Genomic DNA, 23,940 nt, shown 5'->3' with positions numbered 1-23,940 from the left:
TCTTTGTTACATGTTATATCCGGGTTCCCAAAAGTTTAAAACTTTTGAGCTATTTGTTTGGATTCCTGAAAATCTTTCAGGTCTCCTTAAGTTCACTCGTTATTCAGTTTTCAAGGTGCAATTCTTTCTCTTAAGTGCCGTCGTTCTGTTTTGACAGCGACTAGATTATCATAACATTTTCGATCAATTCTTGTCAATAATTTTTTTGAAAAATGATGTCCAAATCACTCTTCGAATCTATTAAACTCTTACTTGCTACTTCTCATGTTTATTTGCCTTCCGAAGCAGCGAAATTAAATTTATCACAGAATCATACAGCCTGTCAATAATATTTAGGAAAAAAAATAACATTGCAATAAAGTAAGTTTTTTTAGAATGTTCAGATAATAACTCGAACCATTGAATGACTGCACTTTTCTTGATCTTATTATTATGAATCTGTATATTAGACTTAACCATTTGTAAGGAATTTATGAATTAAAAATATTAACAATGAGGTACTAATATGATTTATGAATACAACGGAAAGAAACCTTCGATCGATAAAAGTGTATATCTAGCTGATTACGTAACGGTTACTGGAGATGTAACTATCGGTGAGGAAAGCAGTATATGGTTTAACACAGTAATTAGAGGTGATGTTTCTCCAACAATCATTGGTAAAAGGAGTAATATACAAGACAATTGTACTTTACATCAAAGTCCAGCTTATCCACTTATTATTGAGGATGACGTTACGGTTGGGCATCAAGTTATACTTCATAGCTGTAAGATTAGAAACAAAGCATTAATTGGGATGGGATCCATCATTTTAGACGGCGCAGAAATAGGAGAAGGAGCATTTATAGGGGCGGGAAGTCTTGTTTCACAAGGGAAAAAAATCCCCCCAAACTGTTTAGCTTATGGTAGACCTGCAAAAGTAGTTCGAGAATTAACACAAAGTGATATAAAAGATATGAAAAGAATTCAAGAAGGATACGTTACTAAAGGGAAATATTATAAATCCATAACCCCTTCTGATTAGTATTAAAGTTGTAACATTATTTTCGCTTGTTTCAATTGTACTGCTCTAATATAATATTGAATAGAGATAATATTGTTTTGGAAAATAAATTACAGGTGAACTTTTATTAATGATGAGAAGAGGATTAAAAAATGTTTCTAAAATCAAGTAAAATTAACGAATTACGTTTATGGGGGCTTTTATTGACTTTAGGCGGTATGGGGATCATGATTATTGGTACTGGTGGTATGTTATTATGGGGTAACTTAGGTAAATATATCATTTCAATTCCTTTTATGATTATAGGTACAATTAGTTTGCTGGGTAGTGTAGCTGTATACTTCTGGGCTGGAACACTTTCTACAAGTTCAATTACATTGGAATGTCCAGAGTGTGGAAAAGCAACTCGCCATATTGGTAAAACGGATCGTTGTATGCATTGCAGAACCATTCTTACATTTGATAAAAACAAAGCAGAAAAAGATCAAGAACAATAATAAATGTAGTCTAATGTAATGTAATGAATAAAATATAAAATAAGGCTGTCCAACTCTCTACTGAGAAAATTGGGCAGCCTTTTTAGTTGATTCTCAAAGGTTCACTTTATAAGTTTCTTCAATACTTATGGTCTTTTGTTAAGTGTTTTGTCGATAGCATCCCAAATATCTGGTGTTTCAAAACCTCTTCTCCATGAAGCTATGCCTGCTAAATTATACTTTTTCACAATTTCAGAACGTGCTTTTATGGAAACAACATCTTCTAACCAAATCTTATATGTCGCATTTCCTTCTTTATATTCAACATAATTTTGCCCTACATCTTCTTTATACTGTACATCTAAGTTTTTATCCTCAATCATCTGAAGTGCTGTTTCCATAAACAATGTTTTTGATGAAACAGATGTATTACCATCTACCACTTCTTCCGTCCATAAACGAGTATAAAAAGGTACACCTAAAAGTAGTTTCTCAGCAGGTACCCGATCCTCGTTTATAATGTCTACGATACCTTTTTCAACCCATGGCAAGGATGCAACCGATCCAGCAACTGGACTTGAAGCCCAATGTTCATCATATGTCATAACCATCATATAGTCTACAACTTCACCCAAGGCTTTCCTGTCATAAAATAACGACCACATTTCACTTCCACCTCGAATGGTCACATCAATAGAAACAACAAGATTTTGTTCATGTAAAATAGGTGTAAGTTCACGCACAAATTGAGTAAGATTTTCTTTGTCTTTTAAATATACATTTTCAAAATCGATATTAATCCCTTGTAAATCATATAATTCAGCATAACTTACAAGCTGTTTGATCATATTCATACGGGTTTCATAATTGGATAAAGCGGCACTTGTCCAATCTGGATCAAAATTATTACTGAACAAAGCCCATACTTGATAACCTTGTGAATGTGCCCAATTTACATATTCAGTATCCGCTTTATTTTCAATGTTCCCTGACTCATCCAAAAGATGGAACCATGTTGGGCTTATTACATTCAAACCTGGCATATTACCGATAACAGAAGTATCCGTTTTTTTATTATAAACGGCTTCCCAGGTTAAATTAATTTTTTCTCCTAATGGGTTCCAAACTAAAGTTGATTTTTCTTTTATTTGATCAGGTATAATCTCAAGCACATCTAGTAAGATATATTGTTCTTCCAAATAACCTCTATAACCACTTTCCAGCTGCACAAAATACCAACCATTTGGTTTTTCTTCTAAAACCATAACCTTATCATTTATGGAAATATCATATAAAATAGATGCTTTTATAGTAGGTTCTGTTCGTAAAGGGATACTTACCTCTGCCTGATCTTGGCTAACAACATTCCCCCATTGAATCGAATCCCCCGCATTCCATATTAATACTGCATTTGTCTCCTCTGACTCTACTACTTTTAAATTATAAAACTCCAATAGATGATAGATTGGAAAATAGATCGTATCGTCAATAATCTCAATTGGAAATTGCAATGTATACGGATTTTCATTTATCATTGCACTCAACTGATCTGTTTTGAAATGAATGACTTGTTTGTCTGTTGTAATGATCACTGACCCAGTATCTTCTTCAAACCTAATGTTTGGATCAATGTGTTCTTTGACGAAATCCAGCGGAACTTTTAATCCTTTATCATTGCCTAAAGCAGAATGAGGCTGTAATTCATTCTGATAGAAAATAGGTTGGGCTAAACCATTAAAATCTTCCATAACTCTATCAGAAGAAGGTTGTCCTGATAACCAGCTTTGATAGAACACATATGAAAAAAATATAATAACAGACAATAATAAACTAAATAAGATCATTCTAAATAGTATGTTACGTTTTTTCTTTTTAGTTGAAATTTTAAACTGATTCAATCCATCCACATCCTATGTCTGAAAAATAAAAAGACGTAAGGTACCTCTTTGTTGAAAAAAAGAAGAACCAACACGTCTTATATTAAATGATTTTACTGTTAAAATAAATGACAAATTATGCTTCACTACATTGTTGACAAGTACCATGCACTTCCATTCTATGATGTTTAACAATAAATCCTGTTTTTTCAGATGCAATTTCCTCAATTTGATAAAGAGGAGGAGAGTGAAAATCAACAATTTTACCACAATCATCACAAATCGCATGATAATGTTCATCTACATTAGCATCAAACCTGCTAGCACCATCACCAAACGTCAATTCACGTACTAAACCAGCATCTAAAAATACTTTTAAATTATTATATATAGTTGCAACACTCATATTAGGAAACTGTCCACCAAGCGCTTTGAAAATCTCATCTACACTTGGATGTGTATCTGTATTCAACATAAACGTAAGGATCGCATGTCTTTGCGGTGTCATACGAACACCACTAGTTTTTAATTGCTTTAAGGCATGTTCTAATTGGGACGTCATAATCCCTTACCGCCTTTCTATTTGATCATAAGTTATTATATCTATAATACGTTTGATGTTAACTTTTTGTCAACGTTTGAGATATTTTAAAGCTCTAGATCCCACTTTTTCACAATAACTGAACCATTGGAAGTATATGCAGCTATTTTATGTTCACCAGTGCCAACTATTCCTCCCATAAGCTTCTTATCGATATAAAAAGGAAAATCACTAGAAAACCCTCCTGCATTCGACTCCGCTCTAAAAGTAAAATCTTCATTTTCAGGTAATATGACCTCTATACTTTGATTTGTAGTATCTAAATACCAGCTTCCATCAACAACTTGAGACTTCACTTTAATTCCGCCATTTGTTGTATCCGCTGTCACTTCATCGTATACTTCAACCAATGTTATTGATCCATTTGTTGTATCAGCCTCAACCTTTCCATCAATCATTTCTCCCTCTATTTTACCATTTGTAGTATCAGCACTGAAGTTTCCAACAATATCCTTAGCAAAAACATTTCCATTTGTTGTATCAAGCACTGTATTACCACCTATGGAATAAACCTCAATATTCCCATTTGTAGTATTAGCGATTACCTTGCCATCTATGTTAGTAATATGAATGTCTCCATTTGTTGTATCCACTTCTAAATAATTAAGTACTGAAACATCAGTAACTATAGAAGAACCATTTTTCATTTTTAATTGAATATCAATTGCTCTTGATTCTGGTACATGTATAACTAAGTTAATTTTAGGTTTATATTTCAGTCCAAATTTATAATACTCTTTTCCCTTTGCAAATACTTGTAAAGTATTCCCTTCACTCCACTCAAGTTTGGACTCATTTACTATCTTTTTTGCATTTTCTTGATCCATTTTAGAGACGTATATCGTTGTTTCAAATTTGAAATCTTGTTGATCAGTAGGTTTTATATCAATCTTTCCATTTAAATTTTCAATATATAATTTATTTGTATTTTCGGAAAAAGATATCATTTCAGCTTCTTTTTCAAATTTCATATCATTTTCAGTAGCAGAACGATAATTAACCCATTCCAATTGATTTAATACAGATACAGGAAAACCTGAAGTTAATCCAGAAAGGGCCAACACAATAATTAAACTTAATATAACAGACTTTATATCTATTTTGACATCTCTATCATTATTATTTTTCAATTGAAATAATAAGTATTCTATTCCAAAAGAAATGATAATAAATGGCCACCATTGTATTATCTCTTCCACATATGTCGTATCTCTTGTTTGATCCATGAGCAATGCTGCCCCAACAAGTACTAACAACAAGGCTGCTGTATATCTACCCACCTTTATCATAAAAATTCACTCTCCACCTCATTATTGATTTTTTTTCTTCAATTCACTAAAAAGCAATAGTCCTCCTGCCAGAATTAAAGCAATACCACCTAAATAGGAACCGAAAAAATCAAACACAATACTCAACCAAGATGGTTTATTGCTGATAATAAAAAGTAGTGTACCAGCTGCTATTAACATATAACCAAATGTCTTTCCGTCTCTTACATTCACATTTGTATCCTTTGAAGCACCTTGTGAATTAATCATATCTGCTGTTTGCAAAGCATCAAATATATTATAAAAATATATAACTGGAATAACAAAAGATAGTAACACAATCAAAGGAACATTTGAATCCTCAAAATTCATACCTAGTGAAACAATGAATACGATGTCTATGGCTAAAAGCAGCATAAACATAACCCCTCTTTGCATTAAACCTAAATAAAAATGCCCCATCCCTGGTAATAAAAATGCTAATAACCCCGTTACAAATTTATTTTTATATTTCGTAGTTTGGAAAGGAATAGAGTCTGAATTCATTTGTTGTTTATGCTGATGTATTCTTTGCTCGATAAAATCGTCCATCTTTTCCTGTTGTGGCTGAGTATCCCCAGGTAATTCATGTTTTTCCATACTTAACCCTCCTTAAATTTATTGATTGACTATCTGTGAAATTTTTGTAGAAATCATATTAAAAAATTCAGAACCATATGTGATGGCACCATTTACTGTATCATGTACTTCCATACTAAATTGTTCAGGATTCATCTGTATAAATGTAGAAAATATTCCCTCGGAAATAAAAAAGTAAGTCGCCGCACTTGCGATAATAATATGAATGGCTTCATTTCTTTGTTTAAATTGTTTGTGGATATTTACTTTCTTTTTTGAACCCATCTCTTTCGTATGAAGCATAACATCATCTATGAAACTTGGAGATGTTTCAAATATGGGTAATGAATTCAATTGTTGCTCTAAATCTTCAAACTGTTCTTGATTGGACTTTTGAGTTTTCCTGAACATGACTATCCACCTCCATCCACTTTTGCCTTAATCTTTTTTTACCTCTATACAATCGAGTTTCTACTGTTTTTATTGGGAGTTGCATAATTTCAGCTATCTCAGAACAAGAAAACTCCTTCAAATGATGTAAATAAATAATAATGCGGTATTTATCGGGTAGCTCGTTAATAAGTTGATGTACCATTTCCTGTTTTTCTTTGATTATCGTTTTTGTTTCTGGTTCTTCATTAGAATCTGTTAATAATTTATCCTTAGTTTCATCCAGCCAAGCAACAACTGACTTTCTTTTTTGAGACCTGCGATGATCTATTACAAGGTTCACAGTTAAACGATATAACCAAGTTTTAAATTTTGAACTTCCTTGGAAAGAAGAAAGTGTTCTAAATAACTTAATAAACACTTCTTGAGATAAATCTTCAGCGGTTTCACGATGTCCAATCATTTGAAATATAAGCGTAAAAATATAATTTTTATGCCTTTCCACCAACAAACGATAAGCTTCATTTTTACCCCTTTGAATTTGTTTTACAAGCTGTTCATCTGTTAGTTGATCCATCGCCTCACCACCTTATTCCATTTCATTTAACTGATGAATTTTTAAAATACAGTTTCTCTTTTTCCTTAATTATATACTTAGACGTATTTTTTTTCGGCTCCACTTCAAAATTTTAAAAAAATAAAAATATTTTCAATAACCCGAATAGGTACTAGTGAAAAATAGTACTTATAGATCGTTTATTTATTAGGTATTTCACAACTATTTTATATGCTACCTGCCATTGCTTATTTTTCGAATAAAAACAAAGGAATCATGCAAGGGTTAATCGCTAGTGCTACCATCACATTTCTTTTAATGCCGCATGTTTCGGGATTTTCATCTTATCATTTTAGACTGAATTCACAATTTAAATACAGGCACAATGCCTAAATTACTACATACCATAAATTATCGCTAAATGAAGGAGGAATAAAATTGACTTTACCTAAAGTTCCAAATTTTGATCCCAAAATCACTATAGATCGTGAAAAAGCGATTGATTTGTTATTAACTTCTATCGCTATGGAGGAAATAGGTCTATCTCATATCATTAATGCCGAGGGTGAAAAAATCCAAGCTGTTGTTGACAATTTTAAACAAAGTGACCACTCTGATATTACAAACTTAATTTATGTAAATACCAATGTTGCAGATACCTTAAAACGAGTCATTCAAAAGCAAATTCTACTTGACTTTAAACTTGATGACGTTAAGGAATTAATTGAAGGTTTAGACGTAGAGTAAGTTTTTTCACACTTTGTTTATGAGTTTCATACATTATATAAACAACATAAGATTTATCACTTGGTATTTAATATATTATGTTGTTTAAGTTTTGTACTGTTAAGTTTTCAATTGTCACTTGTCAAAAATTTCAATTCCACTCCAAAACAAAAAACCGCTTCTCCTTTCATTAGGAACTAGCGGTTTTTTGCTTTTCTGTACTTTACTTTGTGGGATTAATCTAGACTTTCTTTAATAAGTTTGTTCACTAATCCAGGGTTCGCTTTCCCCTTGGTTTCTTTCATGACTTGTCCTACTAGGAAACCAATCGCCTTTTGTTTCCCTGCTTTGTAATCAGAAACAGATTGAGGATTTTTTTCAATGATTTGCTCAATGATGGATTTAATTGCTCCTTCATCACTGATCTGTACTAAACCTTTTTCCTCAACAATCGTTTGAGGCGCTTTGCCAGATTCAATCATATCTTTGAATACTTGTTTGGCTATTTTGGAGCTAATCGTTCCTTTTTCAATTAAACCGATCATTTCCCCTAATCCTTTACCAGTCACTTTTACGTCAGGTAATTCTAAATTATTAGCATTTAAATACCCTAACAAATCACCCATCATCCAATTTGATACTGATTTTGCATCCCTTGTATACTGTATACTTTCTTCAAAGAAGTCAGCTAAATGTTTTGAAGAAGTCATGACCTCTGCATCATAACTCGGTAAATCAAATTGCTCAGTATATCTTTTTTTACGTGAATCGGGCAATTCAGGAATTGAAGCTCTTACACGTTCTTTCCATTCATCATCAATGTACATCTGCACGAGATCAGGATCTGGAAAATATCGATAATCATGAGATTCTTCTTTTCCACGCATCGAGAAGGTTTTACCCTTAGACTCATCCCAACGTCTCGTTTCTTGTACTACCGCTTCGCCACTGGTGATCACATCTGCTTGACGCCATTCCTCGTATTCTAATCCTTTTTTGACACCACTAAATGAATTCATATTTTTCAATTCCGCTCTAGTACCAAATTCTTCTTGTCCAAAAGGACGAAGACTTATATTCGCATCACAACGTAAGGAGCCCTGCTCCATTTTCACATCAGATACATCACAATATTGAATAATCGCTTTTAATTTTTCTAAATAAAGTCTAGCTTCTTCAGGAGAACGAAGGTCTGGTTCTGATACAATTTCAACAAGTGGAGTACCTACACGATTAAAATCTACCAATGATGCGTAACCACCATCAACATGTGTTAATTTACCTGCATCCTCTTCCAAATGAAGTCTAGTGATTCCAATTCTTTTGGTTTGCCCATCTATTTCAATATCAATCCAACCATTTTCACCAATCGGCTTATCAAACTGAGAAATTTGATACGCTTTTGGGGAATCAGGATAAAAATAATTTTTTCGATCAAATTTACTTTCTGTTGCAATTTCACAATTTAGAGCCATCGCTGCTTTCATTGCAAACTCAACTGCTTTTTTATTTAAAACTGGCAATACCCCGGGGTAACCTAAACAAATTGGGCATGTATGTGAGTTTGGAGGAGCTCCAAATTCAGTGGAACATCCGCAAAAGATCTTGGAATTTGTATGCAATTCTACGTGGACCTCTAATCCAACTACGGTTTCGAATTTTGGTTCAGACATTTCATTTCCTCCTTCCTAAAGCTGTGGTCGCTTTTGATGAAATTCTGTACTCTGCTCGTATGCATGTGCAACCCGCAATACGGTAGATTCATCAAAAGCTTTCCCAATAATTTGTAATCCAACAGGTAAACCATCTGCAAAACCACATGGTACACTGATTGCAGGAACACCCGCCAAACTAACTGGTATTGTACAAATATCATTTAAATACATCGTTAATGGATCATCGATTTGTGATCCTAATTTAAATGCTGTCGTTGGGGCAGTAGGACCAATGACAACATCAAATTTTTCAAATACTTTATCAAAATCTTGTTTAATTAATGTACGAACTTTTTGAGCTTTTAAATAATAAGCATCATAATATCCAGAACTTAATGAATAAGTCCCAAGCATGATTCTACGTTTTACTTCTTGACCAAATCCTTCACTGCGTGATTTCAAATATACATCTAATAAATTGTCTGGATTCTCTGTTCTCTCACCATAACGTACACCATCAAATCTTGCCAGATTTGAAGAAGCTTCAGAAGATGCAAGTAAATAATAGGTTGCTACTGCATATTCTGTATGTGGAAGTGAAACTTCTTCCCATTCGGCACCTAAACCTTCAAGAACATTTAAAGCTTTAATAATTGATTCCTTTACTTTTGGATCGATACCTTCACCCAAATACTCCTTAGGTACGCCAATTTTTAAACCTTTGATGTCCCCTGTCAACGCACTAAGATAATCAGGAATATCCACATTGGCTGAAGTCGAATCCATAACGTCGTATCCAGCTATTGTTTGTAAAACGTATGCATTATCCTCTACATTTTTAGTAATTGGACCAATTTGATCTAATGAAGAAGCAAAAGCAACAAGTCCAAAACGGGAAACTAAACCGTAAGTTGGTTTTAAACCAACTACCCCGCAATAAGCTGCTGGCTGTCTAATGGAACCCCCTGTATCTGATCCTAGTGCAAAATAAACCTCGTCCGCTGCAACCGCTGCTGCCGATCCACCGCTAGAGCCTCCTGGTACATACTCCGTATTCCATGGATTATGAGTAGGATGGAAGCTTGAATTTTCGTTGGAGCCCCCCATAGCAAATTCATCCATATTTATTTTTCCAATCGTAACGGATTGAGCTGCTTTTAACTTTTTCATTACTGTAGCATCGTAGATAGGATCAAAATTTGATAAAAATTGACTAGCACAAGTCGTTCTTAACCCTTCTGTAACAATATTATCTTTAATACCCGCAGGTAAACCAAATAATAAACCTCTTTCGCTCCTATGTTCTAAAAGCTCGTCCAATTTTGCAGCAGATGTTCTTGCATTCTCTTCATCTAATGTTAAAAAAGCTTTCACCTTTGAATCTACCTTTTGAATTCGATCAAACGATTCATTCACTAATTCTGATACTTTTAATTGTTTATTAACTAGTTGATTATGTATGTCTTTTAACCGATTATGAAATAAAGACACAGTAAAGCCTCCTTCCAAAATGAACCTTTTGTTTATATGTTTTATTCGAGTACTGCAGGCACTTTAATTTGACCATTTTCTTCTTCAGGAGCATTGTGAAATACTTTTTTGAGTGGTAAAGATTCACGTGTCACATCCTCACGCATCACATTCGTAAGTTCCAATACATGTGTTGTAGGTTGAATGTTCTCCGTATCTAATTCATTCAGTTTTTCTGCATACTGTAATATGGCATTTAATTGTTTTGTAAATTGATCCTTTTCTTCATCATTTAATTCAAGACGAGCTAATTTAGCCACGTGATCCACATCTTTGATGGATATGCTCATATTAATCCCCCTATCCCTAAACCACTACATCCTTAGTAGTAGTATAAAATACTTTAAGTCATTACATCATTATAGCTTACTTGTTTTTTTAACTCAATCCTGTGTGTGGGAGGGTTATTTTTCTAGTTCATAATAACCTCTTTCATTGGTATATGAATATTTATTGTCACTCCATAATCAGCTGAAGTATCTATTTCCAATGTTCCTCTAAGTAACATCACCCGCCCCTTCATTTGTTCCATACCTATACCATTTGATTCCCCATACTCCAAGTCCTTTCCAGTTTTAAAATGACTTTCTATTCCAACTCCGTCATCCTCATACTTCAAGTTTATAAAATGATCTATAACACTTAAACTAAAGGTTACTATGGAAGCCTTAGAATGTTTTTTTGCATTGTTTAATAGCTCCTGAATGATTCTAAAAATATGTGTTTTGGTTTGTAAATCTGTTGACTCTTCAATCGAATTAGACTCCGCGAAAAAGAATAACTCAAATTCACAATTGTATTCTTCCTTGTCCAGCATCGTTTGTATTGTTTTAATAAGACCAATATCTTTTAATAAGTAAGGACTTAATTCAAAACAGCTTTGACGTAGATTCACATTGATCATCTCTATAAATTCAATCATACTATCCAACTGTTTCTGATCCTCTAAACTCATCACATATTTCTCAGCTATAGAAACAAATCTTCTTTTCAGAAAAAATAAATCCTGCATGGTTGTATCGTGAAGGTCGGAAGCAATCCGTACCCTTTCTTCCTCTTGTAACTCAAACATAATTTTACGGAACCATTGAATTTCTTTAGCCTCCTGGTTTGTTGGAAGGTTAAAGGCGAATTTCTCTAATTTTTGCGTTAATTTACGTATTAAATGAATATTCTCCAAACTAACAGCTAGATAAGTGGTAATCAATTTTAACCACTGAATTTCTTCTTTACCTAGCAATGTATTGTTTTTCTTCCTTGTCAGAATTAAATAACTTGTATATTCTTCATGATGGTTTATTTCTAAACATGTATATGAAGAATGCTCAAAAAGTGCAGGTGAATGCAACAACTTTTCAATTTCGTTAATATTTATTTCTCCTTCATAAACCATTTCAATCTTTTCATCTTTATATTTAAATAGAATAGCACCACCAAAAACTTCTAATGTTCCAGTTATATCAACTAATATCATATCTTTCAATTCTCGAAAACTTGAAATAGAACCTAGTCTTTGGGAAACCTTCTTTAACATAGACTGTAAATAATATTTTTTAGGGAAAATAAACTTTTCCATTTTTGTCGTATAGTACTCTGTTGCGTATAAAATCCAAGAAACTAAAACTAAGGATGATAAAAATAAAAATAATATGGGTTTCACAGCTATTTCATCATAAAATATTAGGGCATAAAACCCTGTAAAGAAACCACTTGGTAAGAGACCTAATAAAATTGAAAATAAAAACCGACGCAAAACTAAACCGATATCGAATATTTGATTGGATGCAATCAAATATGCAAAAAATATTGGGAGCAAGAGTAAAAACAAGCTTGAATAAATGAAGTCAATAATAACTCTACCAGTTAATAATTCAGGGACTATGGATAGTAGGATAAAAGGGGAAAAAGATACGATCAAACAAACCCACACACTTTTAATGATTGATGTAAAATGCGTCGTTTTATCCTTACAATATTTCAAATAAACATACGATAGAAACGAGATATTAATCAAAAAAGCAATGGTAAAAAATATTAATGTGAATATACCATTAAAAGGTACGGCGATATAAGATAAGGAAGGGATAAATCCTAGAAGTCTAATCAAGGCTACTACAATGATAATCGCATACAAATAATCTAACAGTTTGCTCGAAAGAGTTATGTTTCCTTTTTCTTTAAAAAACACGAACAAAAAATGAAAAAATACTACTTGTAAAACCATCATAAAGGTTGTGATTAAATAGCCTCCAATCATGTCTGCTCTGATAGAAGCTCCTAAACTAAACCAGATAATGGCTGCGGAAAGAAAAAAATAGGCTAACATGCGAGCTGATTGTGATATGCTAGCCTTTAAATATATCAAAATAGCCAAAGACAAACAAATTAACCCAGCTAAAAGCGCAGTGACATCATCTACAACAATCGTATTTTTATCTAAAATAATCTCTTGTACTAAACCATCAATTAATACGGTGATCTCATGAGCTTGTTCTATTGAATTAGATTTTATTATAGTTGGAAAATGATCTGGAGCTTGATCATTCACTTTTAAAATTCGATCCCCTACTTGAAGATCAAACTTAGCACTTGCACCAGTATCATAAATTGTTTTTACAAGCCAATGATGTTGCTCATTTTGTTCTACTTCTATACCAATAAAAGGATATCGAAAAGTTATAATTAAGCACCACAATAAAGAGATGAATAAAATGAATAATAAACTTCCTTTTAAAACATTTTTCATAAAAATATCCCCTTATACCAATGATTTTAATTAAGTTAAAAAAACCTTTTAATTCTAAAGTTTGGAAACTATTACACCTGCATTTTACCAAACAAAAAAGAGATTGTATATTAACAAGCGGGTGCAACCTCTTTTTTTATTTAAAAAAATAGACCATCCTGAAAAGGAGGTCTATTAAATAAAGTTAAATTACAACTTCGATCTATCATATATCTAAGAAAGCTTACTATTATATCCAAGCTTTCAAATGAACCTGCTTCAAAAATTCATCGTGGCTCAGTGGGTTTTCTTTGGACTCATCTGTTGTATCTATATGATTCCCATTCATCACTTTATTGAACAGTTCTTCATTTTTTGTGGCTAGCGCAAAATCTATCAAAGCTTCTCTTTCTACTTTTTCAGCTTCTCTTCTTAATAATACTTCTTCCGTTTCTATATCACATGCTGGAACATATATATGTTTTCCAGATTTGGGTACTCGCAACACAAAGTCAAATGCATTGTCAGGATTTTTATCAACTGCAATGATATATCCATATGATCCTACGGGAAGGTTTTGCTCAAATTTATCTTCTACTATCACTACTTTTTGTCCTAATCGAAACATATTCCTTCCTCCCATCTATCATTTTGATTTATTTACAATAGTAATATTTATTCTATTATGTTACTAAAAATTAATAGGCATGTCCAATTGATGCTATGTTTGAGAAAATAAATGAAATTCAGTATAATTTATGTAAGATTTTTAAAAATATATGAAATATGGGGTAGATGTATGATTTCCTTTTATAGAAAGTATTACAAAACAGCCATTGATATTGGACTTGTTGTGTTAACTGTTTTTTTAACGATGTGGGTTTTTAGTTATTTGTACAAGATAGCTGCACCAGTCTTTTTCTCCTTTTTTATTTTCCTTATCATTGAACCTTTTGCCCGTTTTCTAAACCGAAAAGGGATAAAAAAATCAATTGCTACTGCTATATCCATGCTTTTATTTATTTTAGTGGTTTTGGGAGCTTTTATTGGTGGAGGAGCATTGTTTATAAATCAAATGGAGTCCTTCACAAGTAAAATATTTGAATACCAAGTCATTATTCAAGATGAAATCATTGCACAAGTTGAATTTATTAGTTCAGAATATCAGGCACTCCCAGATAATATAACGGATCAAATTAAAAGCTACGCTTCTACAATCACAGAAAAAGGAGCGCAATTAGCAGAATGGTTTCTAATTAGCCTCACAGCCATACTCTCTTCATTTTCATCATTTATAGTGAACTTTTTTATTGGTTTAATATTAGCTTATTTTTTAAGTGTTGAAATTGCAGATTGGAAATCAGTAGCCAAAGAAAAAACGCCGAATACATTTAAGTCAGCATTTTACTTTTTAAAAGATTATGTACTAAAAGGAATTGTAAGTTACATAAAAGCACAGTTTAAATTAATTAGTCTTACCTTTGTTGTTATATTTATTTCGTTGTTAATCTTTGGAGTTAATAATGCTTTTTCAGTTTCCTTGTTAGCTGCCGTTTTTGATTTATTACCTTTACTTGGGGTCTCTACTGTTTTTTTACCATGGGTTATATATTTGTTCATCGTTGGTAATACAAGCTTGGCAATTAAATTAACAGTTGTATGGGTCGTAGTGATTGGGTTAAGACAAATTTTAGAACCGAAAATTGTGGGTGATTCTCTTGGAGTATCTGCTTTTACGATGCTTACTTTTATGATTATATCTTTATCGCTGTTTGGCATTGCAGGTTTGATTCTTGCTCCAATCCTTACGATTTTAATTAAGGAATTATATGTTCAAGGATATTTACAGAAATGGATTCGTTTGCCTGAGGAAGAATTTCATCCTAAAGAACAGTAAGTTATCCCACTTACATTTCATCCCTTACTAAACACTTTATGCTCGAAGTAGGGGGCTTCTATTAGATAAAATAAAAATCATCACCATTGCTCCTTAAGACAATGATGATGATTTTTTAATAACATCCATTATTTTATTCGAATTGGTAATTTCTTTAATCCGTATACAACCATACTATTTATTGGTTGTATTTCCATATCATCTGAAAAATGCATATTAGGAACACTTTCTATAAGTTTTGCTAAAGCGATCCGAGCTTCCATTCTAGCAAGTGGTGCACCTAAACAAAAATGAATTCCACTACCAAACGCTATATGGTGATTTGGGTTTCTATCTATAATAAACTGATCAGCATGAAGAAATTTTGACTCATCACGATTAGCTGAACCAATAAAAGCATTAATCAAATCCCCTTCTTTTAGCTGCATTCCTCTAAACTTTATATCTTTTTTAACCTTACGATTCATAGATTGTATGGGTGACCTGTGACGTAATACCTCTTCTATTGCTGAAGGTAACAACTGTAGATCCTGTTTTAATTTATGAAAACTATCCTGATCATCCAAAAGGGTATACACAGCGTTAGTAATCAAATTAGTTGTCGTTTCATTTCCTGCAACAAGTAGTAAAATACAAAAACCAATTAATTCTTCATGTGTAACTTTTTTACCGTCCACTTCAGCTTGAAGTAATATTGAGATGATATCTTCCTGTAAATGGTTTTTCTTATGATTTATAATTTCTGAAAAGTAATGGAATAACTCTTTCATCGTGTTTTCATATTTTTCTCTTGTAATTTTTATCTCTTCTTCAGATGCATTATAGTCTCCTTCAACCATTTGATCTGACCATTTTTTGAACAGATTTAATTCCTCAGTAGGGACTCCCAGCATATTTGCAATAACAATGACAGGTAATGGCATGGAAAAGTCATTTACCAGCTCTATCGTTGTTTTCCCTATCATATCGTCAATTAATGTATCTGAAATATATTCAATACGAGGTTCCCATGAACGCATTACTTTAGGAGTAAAAGATTTATTTACTAAATCTCTCATCTGTTTATGTTTTGGAGGATCAATAAAAAGAAGGCTATTTCCAAAAGGATCTCTTTCCCCAGCTTGATATCTTGCAGATGAAAATTGTTCATAATTACTTAATATGTAATTAACATCATCATATAAAAAAGCGTTCCATTGACCTGACTTGTTATCAAAATAAATAGGTTCATTTTCCCTCTTCTGTTTATACCATTCAAACGGATCCCATTTATCTAGTCTTATCTGACCTTCTTTCATTTGTTCTTCCCCTGTATTCTCCATTTACCATTCTCCTTAAATATAAATTTTGCATTAATTACCTTAAATTCTACTCTATTTAAGTTATGAAAGTAAATGAAATTTTACCACTTATTGGTTGATATTGTTATATAGTAAACACTATTACCAGGTATAAACAGCATCGTTTTTGCCATCAAACTTAGGTACAATAACTTCTACATTTCGAACCTTTAGTAAACTAGGCTGATATACTTCACCTTTTTCGTTAAGAAACATTTGATATGGAATACTTGTTTTACCTCTAGGGATATATTCCATCTCATAAGTATATTCATCGTTTATTGTAATCAGAGAATTCTCCCAAACAAAAGAATCACCATTATCAATCATAAGGTGTTGGTTAGTAAATTGAATTGATGCTATTAATTGATATTGGGAGGATTGATTTCCACAGCCCTGCAATATCATGATACATAACATGATCATATATGTTCTCATTTTCATGATTTATGTCCTCATTCATTTGTTTTCTATTTGATAAATTAAACTAAGATCAAAAATGAAATTCGATGATTTAGGATGACTTCGATGAACTTCAACTGTTATCGTATTTTGTCCAACGACTAGCTTATCTCTATGATTTGTTATATCTTTTTCTTCATAGATATAAGTTTCATTTGGTTGAGCCAATGTGTTATGAGTGGTCAATCCCACCTTCATTCCATCACGACTAATCTCTTCTCCGTTTAAATAAGCAACATAGCCATCCTCAAACGTCATATATATAAACAAATGATCAATTTGAAATGGATCATCTAGTAAATCAAATGTTTTTCTGAAATAATAAGTTACTGAATCGTTTAATTTAGGTAACTTTTGATTTAAGTTTAATGGAATCTTCTCATTCATATCTCCAAATGGACCTTGGCCAACATTCCAATTGGAATCATCATAACCTTGACTTCGCCAATCATCAGATGGGATTTGATAACGTTCAGTAATTGGATTCTCACCTGTTATATCATACCCTTCAGGTATAGTAGACCTGATTTGATCAGAACCTTGATGATATCGCCATAATGATTGAATTGGTATCATCGTATTCGTCTGAACAAACTCATCATATTGCAAAGATGAGAGATTCTGCTTCATTTGATCGATTGGTTCACCTGATAGGTCTAGTGCAGTTATTGTCAAATCCACATCAAGTGCATCAAGTAATAGGGTTTGAATGTTAGAATTTGAACTGAAATTCCATACGTCCCAATGATCTACAAATGCAGATGCCCAATCAGATGGCTCTTGAACAACTAATGATGATGGAGAGTACAATTCATTTTCAGTTATCACTAAATTAATTTGTAACTCATCCATCACATCCCAAAACCATGGAGATTGTGGTACTTCATTGATAAAAATAATGTGATAAAGTTGATCACTTGTTTCAATCATAGATTTAAGCCACTCTATTTGATATGAGGCTGCATTTTGACTAATTAACTCATCCCCACGTAGAAATAACATTATTGCATTTACATAATCTATAGCATATACACTTCTACCATATTTACCAGTCATATCATAAGGTAAGTAAGTATATTTTTCATTAAATGAAAGTTCCGTGGATACGTCATCAAAAAAAGGATAAAAGTTAGATAAGTTAGTTCCATTATCGTTATTTGATAATCGATCTGCTCCTGCAAAATAGGTTACATCTTTTATACTTTCAAAAATTCCCCCCAAATTCTTAGACTCATTAGATGGTTTAATATACCCAAACCTAAACTGAATAGATTGATTTTCCTCAGAATTTAAAAATCCTGAAGACGGTATAGAAGTCATCCAAAATGAACTTAGTAAAACGATGACAACAAAAGTTATAGAAAAACTCAATTTATATTTATTTTGAACAGACATAAATAATAGCCTCCTGCTAAATGTCATCCTCTTAGTGCAGGTTCTTGTTAAGGTTTTGTAGGTAGCCAGCCCCAAATTGCATGATAAATAGGTGGCCAGGTAATTATTAATAATGCAAATATACTAAACATAAAAACAGTCAACCACTTTTTTAATGAAACTTGTATGTTTTTTAATATGAAGTGTAATATAATCCAACTCACAATCCAAAATATAAGACCAATCATTTCTTTTCCTGCGTAAGTACCTATTCCCCACCAACCGGGGAGCCAAGAACCAACTTTTAACAAAACATAATTTGCAGCTGCTGGATTTGTAATACTCCATATATGGCTAGCTATTAATGCAGACAAACCTAGAAAAATAGATATAAACACCGCCAATATCTCTCCAGTTTTTCTTTGTTTGATCATATATCTCACCTATACTCCTTTTATTTTCACCATTGCAAGTCCAAAAACAAATCCTATGATTAAACAAACCCACATGATTGTTAATAAAATTGCGATCACTGAAGAAATGGCCGTATTCGTTGTTTGTTCCATCTGTTTCCCAAATCGATGCAAAATCCATAACGCCCCTATACCTAATGGTAAGGGAAATAACGCCACAAATTCTTTATATTCCATCAATATTAGATGAATAGAAGGGTGATGATAAATAAACCACTGCCTAGCCCCATCAGGTGCCCGGTACCCAATATATAACCAGTTGGCAGTGATAATGGAAGCTAAGGTTAAAATATTGACTAACCACAAAACGAATTTTAATCGTTTAACTGCCCCATCTTTTCCTCTTAATAATGGGTATACCAAATGTAACATATAACAGCTTACTAGTATCGTAAGTGTTGCACCAACACCATGAAAAATCGATAACCATTTATATTGACTATCATCTACCCAATGTAATATAGGCATGAGTATAAAAAGAAGGGCGGCAACACCAGCTTGCGTAACCGCCAAATCACGTGCAGAAAATATCGGCTTCATTATGGTTTTAACCAGCCTCCTGTAATTCTAGTTTAAATAATATTTAATTTAAGAGAGCAATTGCCAATGGACCGTACACTACAAGTCTATTTGTAAATGAAAAGTGAGCCTCAGCTTTACAACTAAATGATACTACTACTCATAATTGATAGTAAGTTTAGGACGCAGAGTTGAATTTACTGCTTCACTAGAGCTAATATCAAGACCATTTGTATTGCTTGAATTTGCTATAATCAATCCATAATTTAAGGATGAATCATCGATCCAAGACTGAACAACTGAAATTCCGTCACCATTTAATTCAACTGTATATGTACCAGTAGTATTAGCCGTAATGACACCTAATACTGATGAACCACGATCTGATAGACTATCTGCTCCAAATTGTTCCCAATTTGAACCATTAGTATTTTCCTCCCAAGATACTTCTGCTTCAGACCAATCACGTTTTAATGCATATATTTCATATGAACTTGAACTAGCGTCAGTTACGTCCAAAGTTATATTAGCAGAAATAGCTGATTTGTTTTCAGGAATATCTGAAACATCCCACTTCAAAATAGCATATTTATTTTTGCCAGTTCTTGAAGGATCATCTCCATCGATGAGTAATGTTGCTTCAGAACCAAAGTATACAATGGAGTCATTCTCAGAAAGATAACTATCAGACGTACCTTCATATGCTGAAGTTGGATACAGACCATTTTGAAAATCTATAGTCGTAGTAGTTGGAGATTGTGTCGAACTTCGTTTAACCTCAAAAGAATCTATTAAATTGCTATTCATATCATATAAGTTGAATTTTGCGATTTCATCTACTACATCAACTACCATATAATGATAGCTTGCTATTGGACCTATCTCTACATTCTGTGAATCTCGATTTGTAGTTGATAATGGTGCTCCAGCCCCACCTATCGTTACTTGATATATACTATTTTCAAATCTATAACCAGTTGCATTAAATGAACTGTCTATTTCACGTCGGTTATAGTTGTGTTCATGTCCTGTCATAACAGCTGATACATTGTATTCATCAAATATATCCCAAAGTGCATCTCTTTGTTCACGATTTGCATCAAGGGACTTTCCATAATGTGCTCCAATTGGATATGCTGGAACATGAAATTGAACAAAATGATGTGTTTTCCCGCTTTTTTCAAGAATACTTTCTAACCACGTACGTTGAACTGAGTCAATAATGTAGTTCCCATTTTGATCTTTGCGATTAGAATTTAAAGTTATAAATCTAGCATTTCCATAATCAAAATAATAAGATGTCCTCTGGTACCCTTCTAATTGATTTGTGGGAAGGTGAGTTAATGAATTGCTAAAAATCGTCTCATCATCTTCGTGATTTCCAAGTGCAGGATATATCTTATTTAATGGAAAATAATCATCTACTAGATCATTCCAATCGGACAATTCCTGAGCTACATCTGACCCACCCATCACTTGATCACCTGTGAAAAATATAAACTCCGGTTGAATAGGCAATGATTCAACTTCTGTTAATAAAGATCGTAATGTTGTTTCATTAATACCATCACTAGATCCTCTGCTATCACCCATGACCACAAATCGAAATGAAGTGGTTGCGGCATCCGTTTCATTGATAGATTTCCAAGAAATAAATAAAGATAAGATAAAGATGGTAGCTAGTAAAATAATTAAGTTCTTTTTATTAAAAACAAAAGACATTACAGTTCCTCCCAATAGTTAAGTGTTGTTGATTAATGGCAATATTTTTAATATTATAGGAGTTTTGTTAAAAAAAATCCAGTTTTTTATTAATTTAATGTAAAAATATCTATGTTGGATTTGATAGATTTATAATTCAATATTAGGACTTATAGTAGAATATGACTATTTTAAACATAAAAAACGTTGGAGCTTATGATCCAACGTTTCTATCTATAATATTAAAAAGTTATTAAATAGATTCGCTAATACGAATGATCCCATCTCTAGTAATTGATAATTTCTCAAATCCATCTTCCGTTATAAGGTAGGTATCTTCTATTCCCACAACACCATTTTCAGGAAAAGTAAATTTAGGTTCAACTGCAATGACCATGCCAGGTTCTAGTTCGTATTTAAACCCTTTAGCAAGTACAGGGTATTCATCAATTTCCATGCCTATACCATGCCCTAAAAATTTTACTTGATCCGTTCCATATCCCATAAAATGTTCTTTTAACCCTACTTCATCTGCGAGCTCGAGTGCATTAATATATAAATCTTCACAAATAGTACCTGGTTTTAACAAAGCCTCGGTGGATTTTAGAATTTGTTCAGAAGTTTGATAGGCTTTGACTAATTCCTCTGATAATTCTCCTATTACCACAGTTCGAGTTTGGTCAATAACATAACCGTCAATACAACAACCTAAATCAACCAATATCGGTACATTTTTATCTATGATGTTTTTCCCTGACCCCTGAGGACTTGCTGGACTTAACCCCTCTCCTCCAGCAGGTCCATCGAAATAAGTAGGTTTTGCTGCTGAAATACCAGCAGCTACCATACCGGTAACAAGCTCTTGGTTAAATCCTCTCATTCTCATTAACCCAACATGCCCTTGTAAACGAAGAGAGTATTCAATTTCACTCATCCACTCCACTTCAGTCATGCCTGCCTTCAGTTTACCTAAAGCTGTTTCCAATGCTTGATTAACTGCACTTGCTGCAAATTTAATTTTTAAAATTTCATCAGGAGATTTAATCATTCTAATCTCTCGAATAAAGACTGATCCATCCTTCCACTTTACATCAGGCATAATGGATTGTAGTCTATTAAATATTTGAATAGGAAGCACATCAAATTCTGTTGCTACTATAGGTTCATTTTTAGATTCGAAAACTTGGGGAAAATCATTTTTAAGTGTTTCTCCAAAATTCCTAAAAGACCCCAAAGCTTTTACGATACAAGAACTTTCTTCTTGAGCACGTTGAACACTTCGACGCACATAAAAAACAGCCTCTCCTTCTACTGGGATAAACAAATATCCTGTTTGCATAGAACCTGTTAAATAAAAAATATCTACATTTTGAGTGACTAAAAAACCATGTAGCTGATTCTCTTTTAATTTTTGTTGCAGCTTATTTTGCCTAGTTGCATGTTGTGACATTTATAATATCTCCTCTATTATATACAATTGATTATCTAACTTGAGCTATAATTCCATTATGAACTTTTATAAATCCATGTCTTATTATATCAAAACCTGCCTCATATACATATAACCCCATTTGACGAATATCCATTAATTCTCTGTATGTATGATTCATTACATCCGCCATAATATTGTAATATATTCTAGAACGAATTTGATTACGAGGTGTCGTCATGATGATATATCCACCGGGTTTTACAAATCGTCGGTGCATATCTAAAATTTCAGGTTTATGCTCATCTGGTACATGCTCTAATAAACCTACACTTAGAACAATATCAAATTCTTTCCCATATTTAAGATTTCGAATATCTTCGACTTCGTACTCAATATTCATTTCATCCTTATACCATACTTTAGGACTGCCTGTTGAAGGATTATCTCCTAGAAATGGATATGTAGACGAAAACTCTTCAAATCGGTGTGTTTTACAATATTCATCATAGTCCACTAGGACGACTTCCGCACCAGGATACATCGCTGCTAGTTGCATTGCTTCATAACCTTCAGCAGCACCTAAAAATAAAATCCGAGGTTTTTTTACATCCAATCCTTCAAATAAAGCACGTTTTCCACGTGGGTCCCAAATGCCATCTTGAACCCGGTGTACATAATTCCATAAGTTTAACTTTACGGTGTCACCTAATGCCATTTTCACTTCATTCATATTAAATTTGGACAAACTTTTTGTGAACTCTTTCTTTTTTTCTGACAATTCACTAGGAACATCCTTTACAAACCACTCATGGAAAGAGCGGTTAAAGAATTCCCAAGAAGTTTTCACTGACATGTCCTGTTTGTTTTCTTTTTCCCAATTCAGACGATCTACAGACATCTTATTTACAATATACGGCTTGCCAATCTTTTCCCAGCTTAAATCAGACCAATCACTTACTACATTCGCTTTGATAAATTTATCTAGTTTTTCATTCTTTGGGTCTCTTAATTCAACTCTATAGCTCGGAGCTAACTCAGTTTTATTAAAATCTTGTTCGCTGTAAGGAAAAACCATTGTGTTTTCCAACGAAATCCCCCCAATATTCATTCATTGTTATATTATATTCATCAACATCTATCGGATTTCCTTTTAATTAACCCTTTTTTCTAAGTTCGTTTAGATTTTGAAATGTCTAAAGCTGGATATGCACATGTTTTGAATGAGAGAAACAATCTAGAACAACTGTAAGAATGATTAGGATTGTATTTTCTTATCAATTTTGTTAAGTTAACTACAAAGAAAGGAGGCGGTTTTTA

At 32.8% G+C, this 23,940-nt stretch carries 23 protein-coding genes; 4 read left to right on the top strand and 19 right to left on the bottom strand.

Annotated features, from left to right (window positions below; translation table 11 throughout):
* The first annotated feature begins 505 nt into the window (after positions 1–505).
* Positions 506–1,024, top strand: a complete 519-nt coding sequence (locus EPK97_RS15335) for a gamma carbonic anhydrase (RefSeq protein WP_162037499.1) — start codon at positions 506–508, stop codon at positions 1,022–1,024.
* 131 nt (positions 1,025–1,155) lie between these two features.
* Entirely contained in the window at positions 1,156–1,500 is a 345-nt protein-coding gene (locus EPK97_RS15330; protein WP_162037498.1) for a DUF2614 family zinc ribbon-containing protein, read from the top strand.
* Positions 1,501–1,625: 125 nt separating this feature from the next.
* On the opposite strand, the gene EPK97_RS15325 is transcribed toward EPK97_RS15330, so the two are convergent.
* The 6 genes from EPK97_RS15325 to EPK97_RS15300 all read right to left on the bottom strand — a co-directional run bounded on the left by EPK97_RS15325 (position 1,626) and on the right by EPK97_RS15300 (position 6,810).
* Positions 1,626–3,377 carry a glycosyl hydrolase family 18 protein gene (locus tag EPK97_RS15325; protein ID WP_162037497.1) on the bottom strand — a complete coding sequence of 584 codons (1,752 nt, stop codon included), beginning with the start codon at positions 3,375–3,377 and terminating at the stop codon, positions 1,626–1,628.
* A gap of 115 nt (positions 3,378–3,492) precedes the next feature.
* Entirely contained in the window at positions 3,493–3,918 is a 426-nt protein-coding gene (locus EPK97_RS15320; protein WP_162037496.1) for a Fur family transcriptional regulator, read from the bottom strand.
* An 86-nt stretch (positions 3,919–4,004) separates the two neighbouring features.
* A complete protein-coding gene (locus EPK97_RS15315; protein WP_162037495.1) occupies positions 4,005–5,246 on the bottom strand; it encodes a DUF4097 family beta strand repeat-containing protein in 1,242 nt (413 codons plus the stop codon).
* Between the two features lie 21 nt (positions 5,247–5,267).
* The gene (locus tag EPK97_RS15310; protein WP_162037494.1) at positions 5,268–5,864 is read right to left on the bottom strand and encodes a TM2 domain-containing protein; all 597 of its coding nucleotides are present in this window, start codon (positions 5,862–5,864) and stop codon (positions 5,268–5,270) included.
* An 18-nt stretch (positions 5,865–5,882) separates the two neighbouring features.
* Positions 5,883–6,254, bottom strand: a complete 372-nt coding sequence (locus EPK97_RS15305) for a hypothetical protein (RefSeq protein WP_162037493.1) — start codon at positions 6,252–6,254, stop codon at positions 5,883–5,885.
* Positions 6,214–6,810, bottom strand: a complete 597-nt coding sequence (locus EPK97_RS15300) for an RNA polymerase sigma factor (RefSeq protein WP_162037492.1) — start codon at positions 6,808–6,810, stop codon at positions 6,214–6,216. The genes EPK97_RS15305 and EPK97_RS15300 overlap by 41 nt, the downstream gene beginning before the upstream one ends.
* 417 nt (positions 6,811–7,227) lie before the next feature.
* Here EPK97_RS15300 and EPK97_RS15295 point away from each other — a divergent pair, with 417 nt between their 5' ends.
* Positions 7,228–7,536 (top strand): alpha-helical endospore appendage domain-containing protein, encoded by a 309-nt coding sequence (locus EPK97_RS15295; protein ID WP_162037491.1) that lies wholly within the window; start codon positions 7,228–7,230, stop codon positions 7,534–7,536.
* 215 nt (positions 7,537–7,751) lie between these two features.
* On the opposite strand, the gene gatB is transcribed toward EPK97_RS15295, so the two are convergent.
* From gatB to EPK97_RS15270, 5 genes are all read right to left on the bottom strand, one after another.
* Entirely contained in the window at positions 7,752–9,188 is a 1,437-nt protein-coding gene (gene gatB, locus EPK97_RS15290) for an Asp-tRNA(Asn)/Glu-tRNA(Gln) amidotransferase subunit GatB (RefSeq protein ID WP_162037490.1), read from the bottom strand.
* A 15-nt stretch (positions 9,189–9,203) separates the two neighbouring features.
* On the bottom strand, positions 9,204–10,661 hold the full coding sequence (gatA, locus tag EPK97_RS15285) for an Asp-tRNA(Asn)/Glu-tRNA(Gln) amidotransferase subunit GatA (RefSeq protein WP_162037489.1): 1,458 nt from the start codon (positions 10,659–10,661) through the stop codon (positions 9,204–9,206).
* 41 nt (positions 10,662–10,702) lie between these two features.
* On the bottom strand, positions 10,703–10,990 hold the full coding sequence (gene gatC, locus EPK97_RS15280; RefSeq protein ID WP_162037488.1) for an Asp-tRNA(Asn)/Glu-tRNA(Gln) amidotransferase subunit GatC: 288 nt from the start codon (positions 10,988–10,990) through the stop codon (positions 10,703–10,705).
* A 122-nt stretch (positions 10,991–11,112) separates the two neighbouring features.
* Entirely contained in the window at positions 11,113–13,446 is a 2,334-nt protein-coding gene (locus tag EPK97_RS15275; protein ID WP_162037487.1) for a sensor histidine kinase, read from the bottom strand.
* A gap of 229 nt (positions 13,447–13,675) precedes the next feature.
* Entirely contained in the window at positions 13,676–14,053 is a 378-nt protein-coding gene (locus tag EPK97_RS15270) for an ATPase (RefSeq protein ID WP_162037486.1), read from the bottom strand.
* A 171-nt stretch (positions 14,054–14,224) separates the two neighbouring features.
* On the opposite strand from EPK97_RS15270, the gene ytvI reads away from it, so the two are divergent.
* Positions 14,225–15,322: a sporulation integral membrane protein YtvI gene (gene ytvI, locus EPK97_RS15265; protein ID WP_162037485.1), complete on the top strand. Its 1,098-nt coding sequence runs from the start codon at positions 14,225–14,227 to the stop codon at positions 15,320–15,322.
* A gap of 128 nt (positions 15,323–15,450) precedes the next feature.
* Here ytvI and EPK97_RS15260 read toward each other — a convergent pair whose 3' ends face one another.
* From EPK97_RS15260 to EPK97_RS15225, 8 genes are all read right to left on the bottom strand, one after another.
* The gene (locus EPK97_RS15260) at positions 15,451–16,644 is read right to left on the bottom strand and encodes a cytochrome P450 (RefSeq protein WP_162037484.1); all 1,194 of its coding nucleotides are present in this window, start codon (positions 16,642–16,644) and stop codon (positions 15,451–15,453) included.
* Between the two features lie 120 nt (positions 16,645–16,764).
* Positions 16,765–17,106: a hypothetical protein gene (locus EPK97_RS15255; RefSeq protein ID WP_162037483.1), complete on the bottom strand. Its 342-nt coding sequence runs from the start codon at positions 17,104–17,106 to the stop codon at positions 16,765–16,767.
* 15 nt (positions 17,107–17,121) lie between these two features.
* The gene (locus EPK97_RS15250; protein WP_162037482.1) at positions 17,122–18,519 is read right to left on the bottom strand and encodes a hypothetical protein; all 1,398 of its coding nucleotides are present in this window, start codon (positions 18,517–18,519) and stop codon (positions 17,122–17,124) included.
* Between the two features lie 47 nt (positions 18,520–18,566).
* Positions 18,567–18,932 carry a hypothetical protein gene (locus tag EPK97_RS15245; RefSeq protein WP_162037481.1) on the bottom strand — a complete coding sequence of 122 codons (366 nt, stop codon included), beginning with the start codon at positions 18,930–18,932 and terminating at the stop codon, positions 18,567–18,569.
* Between the two features lie 9 nt (positions 18,933–18,941).
* Positions 18,942–19,511 (bottom strand): hypothetical protein, encoded by a 570-nt coding sequence (locus tag EPK97_RS15240; RefSeq protein ID WP_162037480.1) that lies wholly within the window; start codon positions 19,509–19,511, stop codon positions 18,942–18,944.
* Positions 19,512–19,646: 135 nt separating this feature from the next.
* A complete protein-coding gene (locus EPK97_RS15235; RefSeq protein ID WP_162037479.1) occupies positions 19,647–21,212 on the bottom strand; it encodes a DNRLRE domain-containing protein in 1,566 nt (521 codons plus the stop codon).
* A gap of 232 nt (positions 21,213–21,444) precedes the next feature.
* Entirely contained in the window at positions 21,445–22,641 is a 1,197-nt protein-coding gene (locus EPK97_RS15230; protein ID WP_162037478.1) for a M24 family metallopeptidase, read from the bottom strand.
* A 31-nt stretch (positions 22,642–22,672) separates the two neighbouring features.
* Positions 22,673–23,710, bottom strand: coding sequence for a class I SAM-dependent methyltransferase (locus EPK97_RS15225; RefSeq protein WP_240903836.1), 1,038 nt, complete (start codon positions 23,708–23,710; stop codon positions 22,673–22,675).
* Positions 23,711–23,940: the final 230 nt, after the last annotated feature.

Source organism: Chengkuizengella sediminis (genome assembly GCF_010078385.1).
Taxonomy (GTDB): domain Bacteria; phylum Bacillota; class Bacilli; order Paenibacillales; family KCTC-33759; genus Chengkuizengella; species Chengkuizengella sediminis.
This window is presented reverse-complemented; position numbering and strand designations above follow the sequence as displayed.

Excerpts from the sequence above, each read along its gene's own strand:
- EPK97_RS15335 (WP_162037499.1), top strand. The coding sequence starts at position 506 with ATGATTTATGAATACAACGGAAAGAAACCTTCGATCGATAAAAGTGTA.
- EPK97_RS15330 (WP_162037498.1), top strand. The coding sequence starts at position 1,156 with ATGTTTCTAAAATCAAGTAAAATTAACGAATTACGTTTATGGGGGCTT.
- EPK97_RS15320 (WP_162037496.1), bottom strand. The coding sequence starts at position 3,918 with ATGACGTCCCAATTAGAACATGCCTTAAAGCAATTAAAAACTAGTGGT.
- EPK97_RS15315 (WP_162037495.1), bottom strand. The coding sequence starts at position 5,246 with ATGATAAAGGTGGGTAGATATACAGCAGCCTTGTTGTTAGTACTTGTT.
- EPK97_RS15310 (WP_162037494.1), bottom strand. The coding sequence starts at position 5,864 with ATGGAAAAACATGAATTACCTGGGGATACTCAGCCACAACAGGAAAAG.
- EPK97_RS15305 (WP_162037493.1), bottom strand. The coding sequence starts at position 6,254 with ATGTTCAGGAAAACTCAAAAGTCCAATCAAGAACAGTTTGAAGATTTA.
- EPK97_RS15300 (WP_162037492.1), bottom strand. The coding sequence starts at position 6,810 with ATGGATCAACTAACAGATGAACAGCTTGTAAAACAAATTCAAAGGGGT.
- gatB (WP_162037490.1), bottom strand. The coding sequence starts at position 9,188 with ATGTCTGAACCAAAATTCGAAACCGTAGTTGGATTAGAGGTCCACGTA.
- gatC (WP_162037488.1), bottom strand. The coding sequence starts at position 10,990 with ATGAGCATATCCATCAAAGATGTGGATCACGTGGCTAAATTAGCTCGT.
- EPK97_RS15275 (WP_162037487.1), bottom strand. The coding sequence starts at position 13,446 with ATGAAAAATGTTTTAAAAGGAAGTTTATTATTCATTTTATTCATCTCT.
- EPK97_RS15270 (WP_162037486.1), bottom strand. The coding sequence starts at position 14,053 with ATGTTTCGATTAGGACAAAAAGTAGTGATAGTAGAAGATAAATTTGAG.
- ytvI (WP_162037485.1), top strand. The coding sequence starts at position 14,225 with ATGATTTCCTTTTATAGAAAGTATTACAAAACAGCCATTGATATTGGA.
- EPK97_RS15260 (WP_162037484.1), bottom strand. The coding sequence starts at position 16,644 with ATGGAGAATACAGGGGAAGAACAAATGAAAGAAGGTCAGATAAGACTA.
- EPK97_RS15255 (WP_162037483.1), bottom strand. The coding sequence starts at position 17,106 with ATGAAAATGAGAACATATATGATCATGTTATGTATCATGATATTGCAG.
- EPK97_RS15250 (WP_162037482.1), bottom strand. The coding sequence starts at position 18,519 with ATGTCTGTTCAAAATAAATATAAATTGAGTTTTTCTATAACTTTTGTT.
- EPK97_RS15245 (WP_162037481.1), bottom strand. The coding sequence starts at position 18,932 with ATGATCAAACAAAGAAAAACTGGAGAGATATTGGCGGTGTTTATATCT.
- EPK97_RS15240 (WP_162037480.1), bottom strand. The coding sequence starts at position 19,511 with ATGAAGCCGATATTTTCTGCACGTGATTTGGCGGTTACGCAAGCTGGT.
- EPK97_RS15235 (WP_162037479.1), bottom strand. The coding sequence starts at position 21,212 with ATGTCTTTTGTTTTTAATAAAAAGAACTTAATTATTTTACTAGCTACC.
- EPK97_RS15230 (WP_162037478.1), bottom strand. The coding sequence starts at position 22,641 with ATGTCACAACATGCAACTAGGCAAAATAAGCTGCAACAAAAATTAAAA.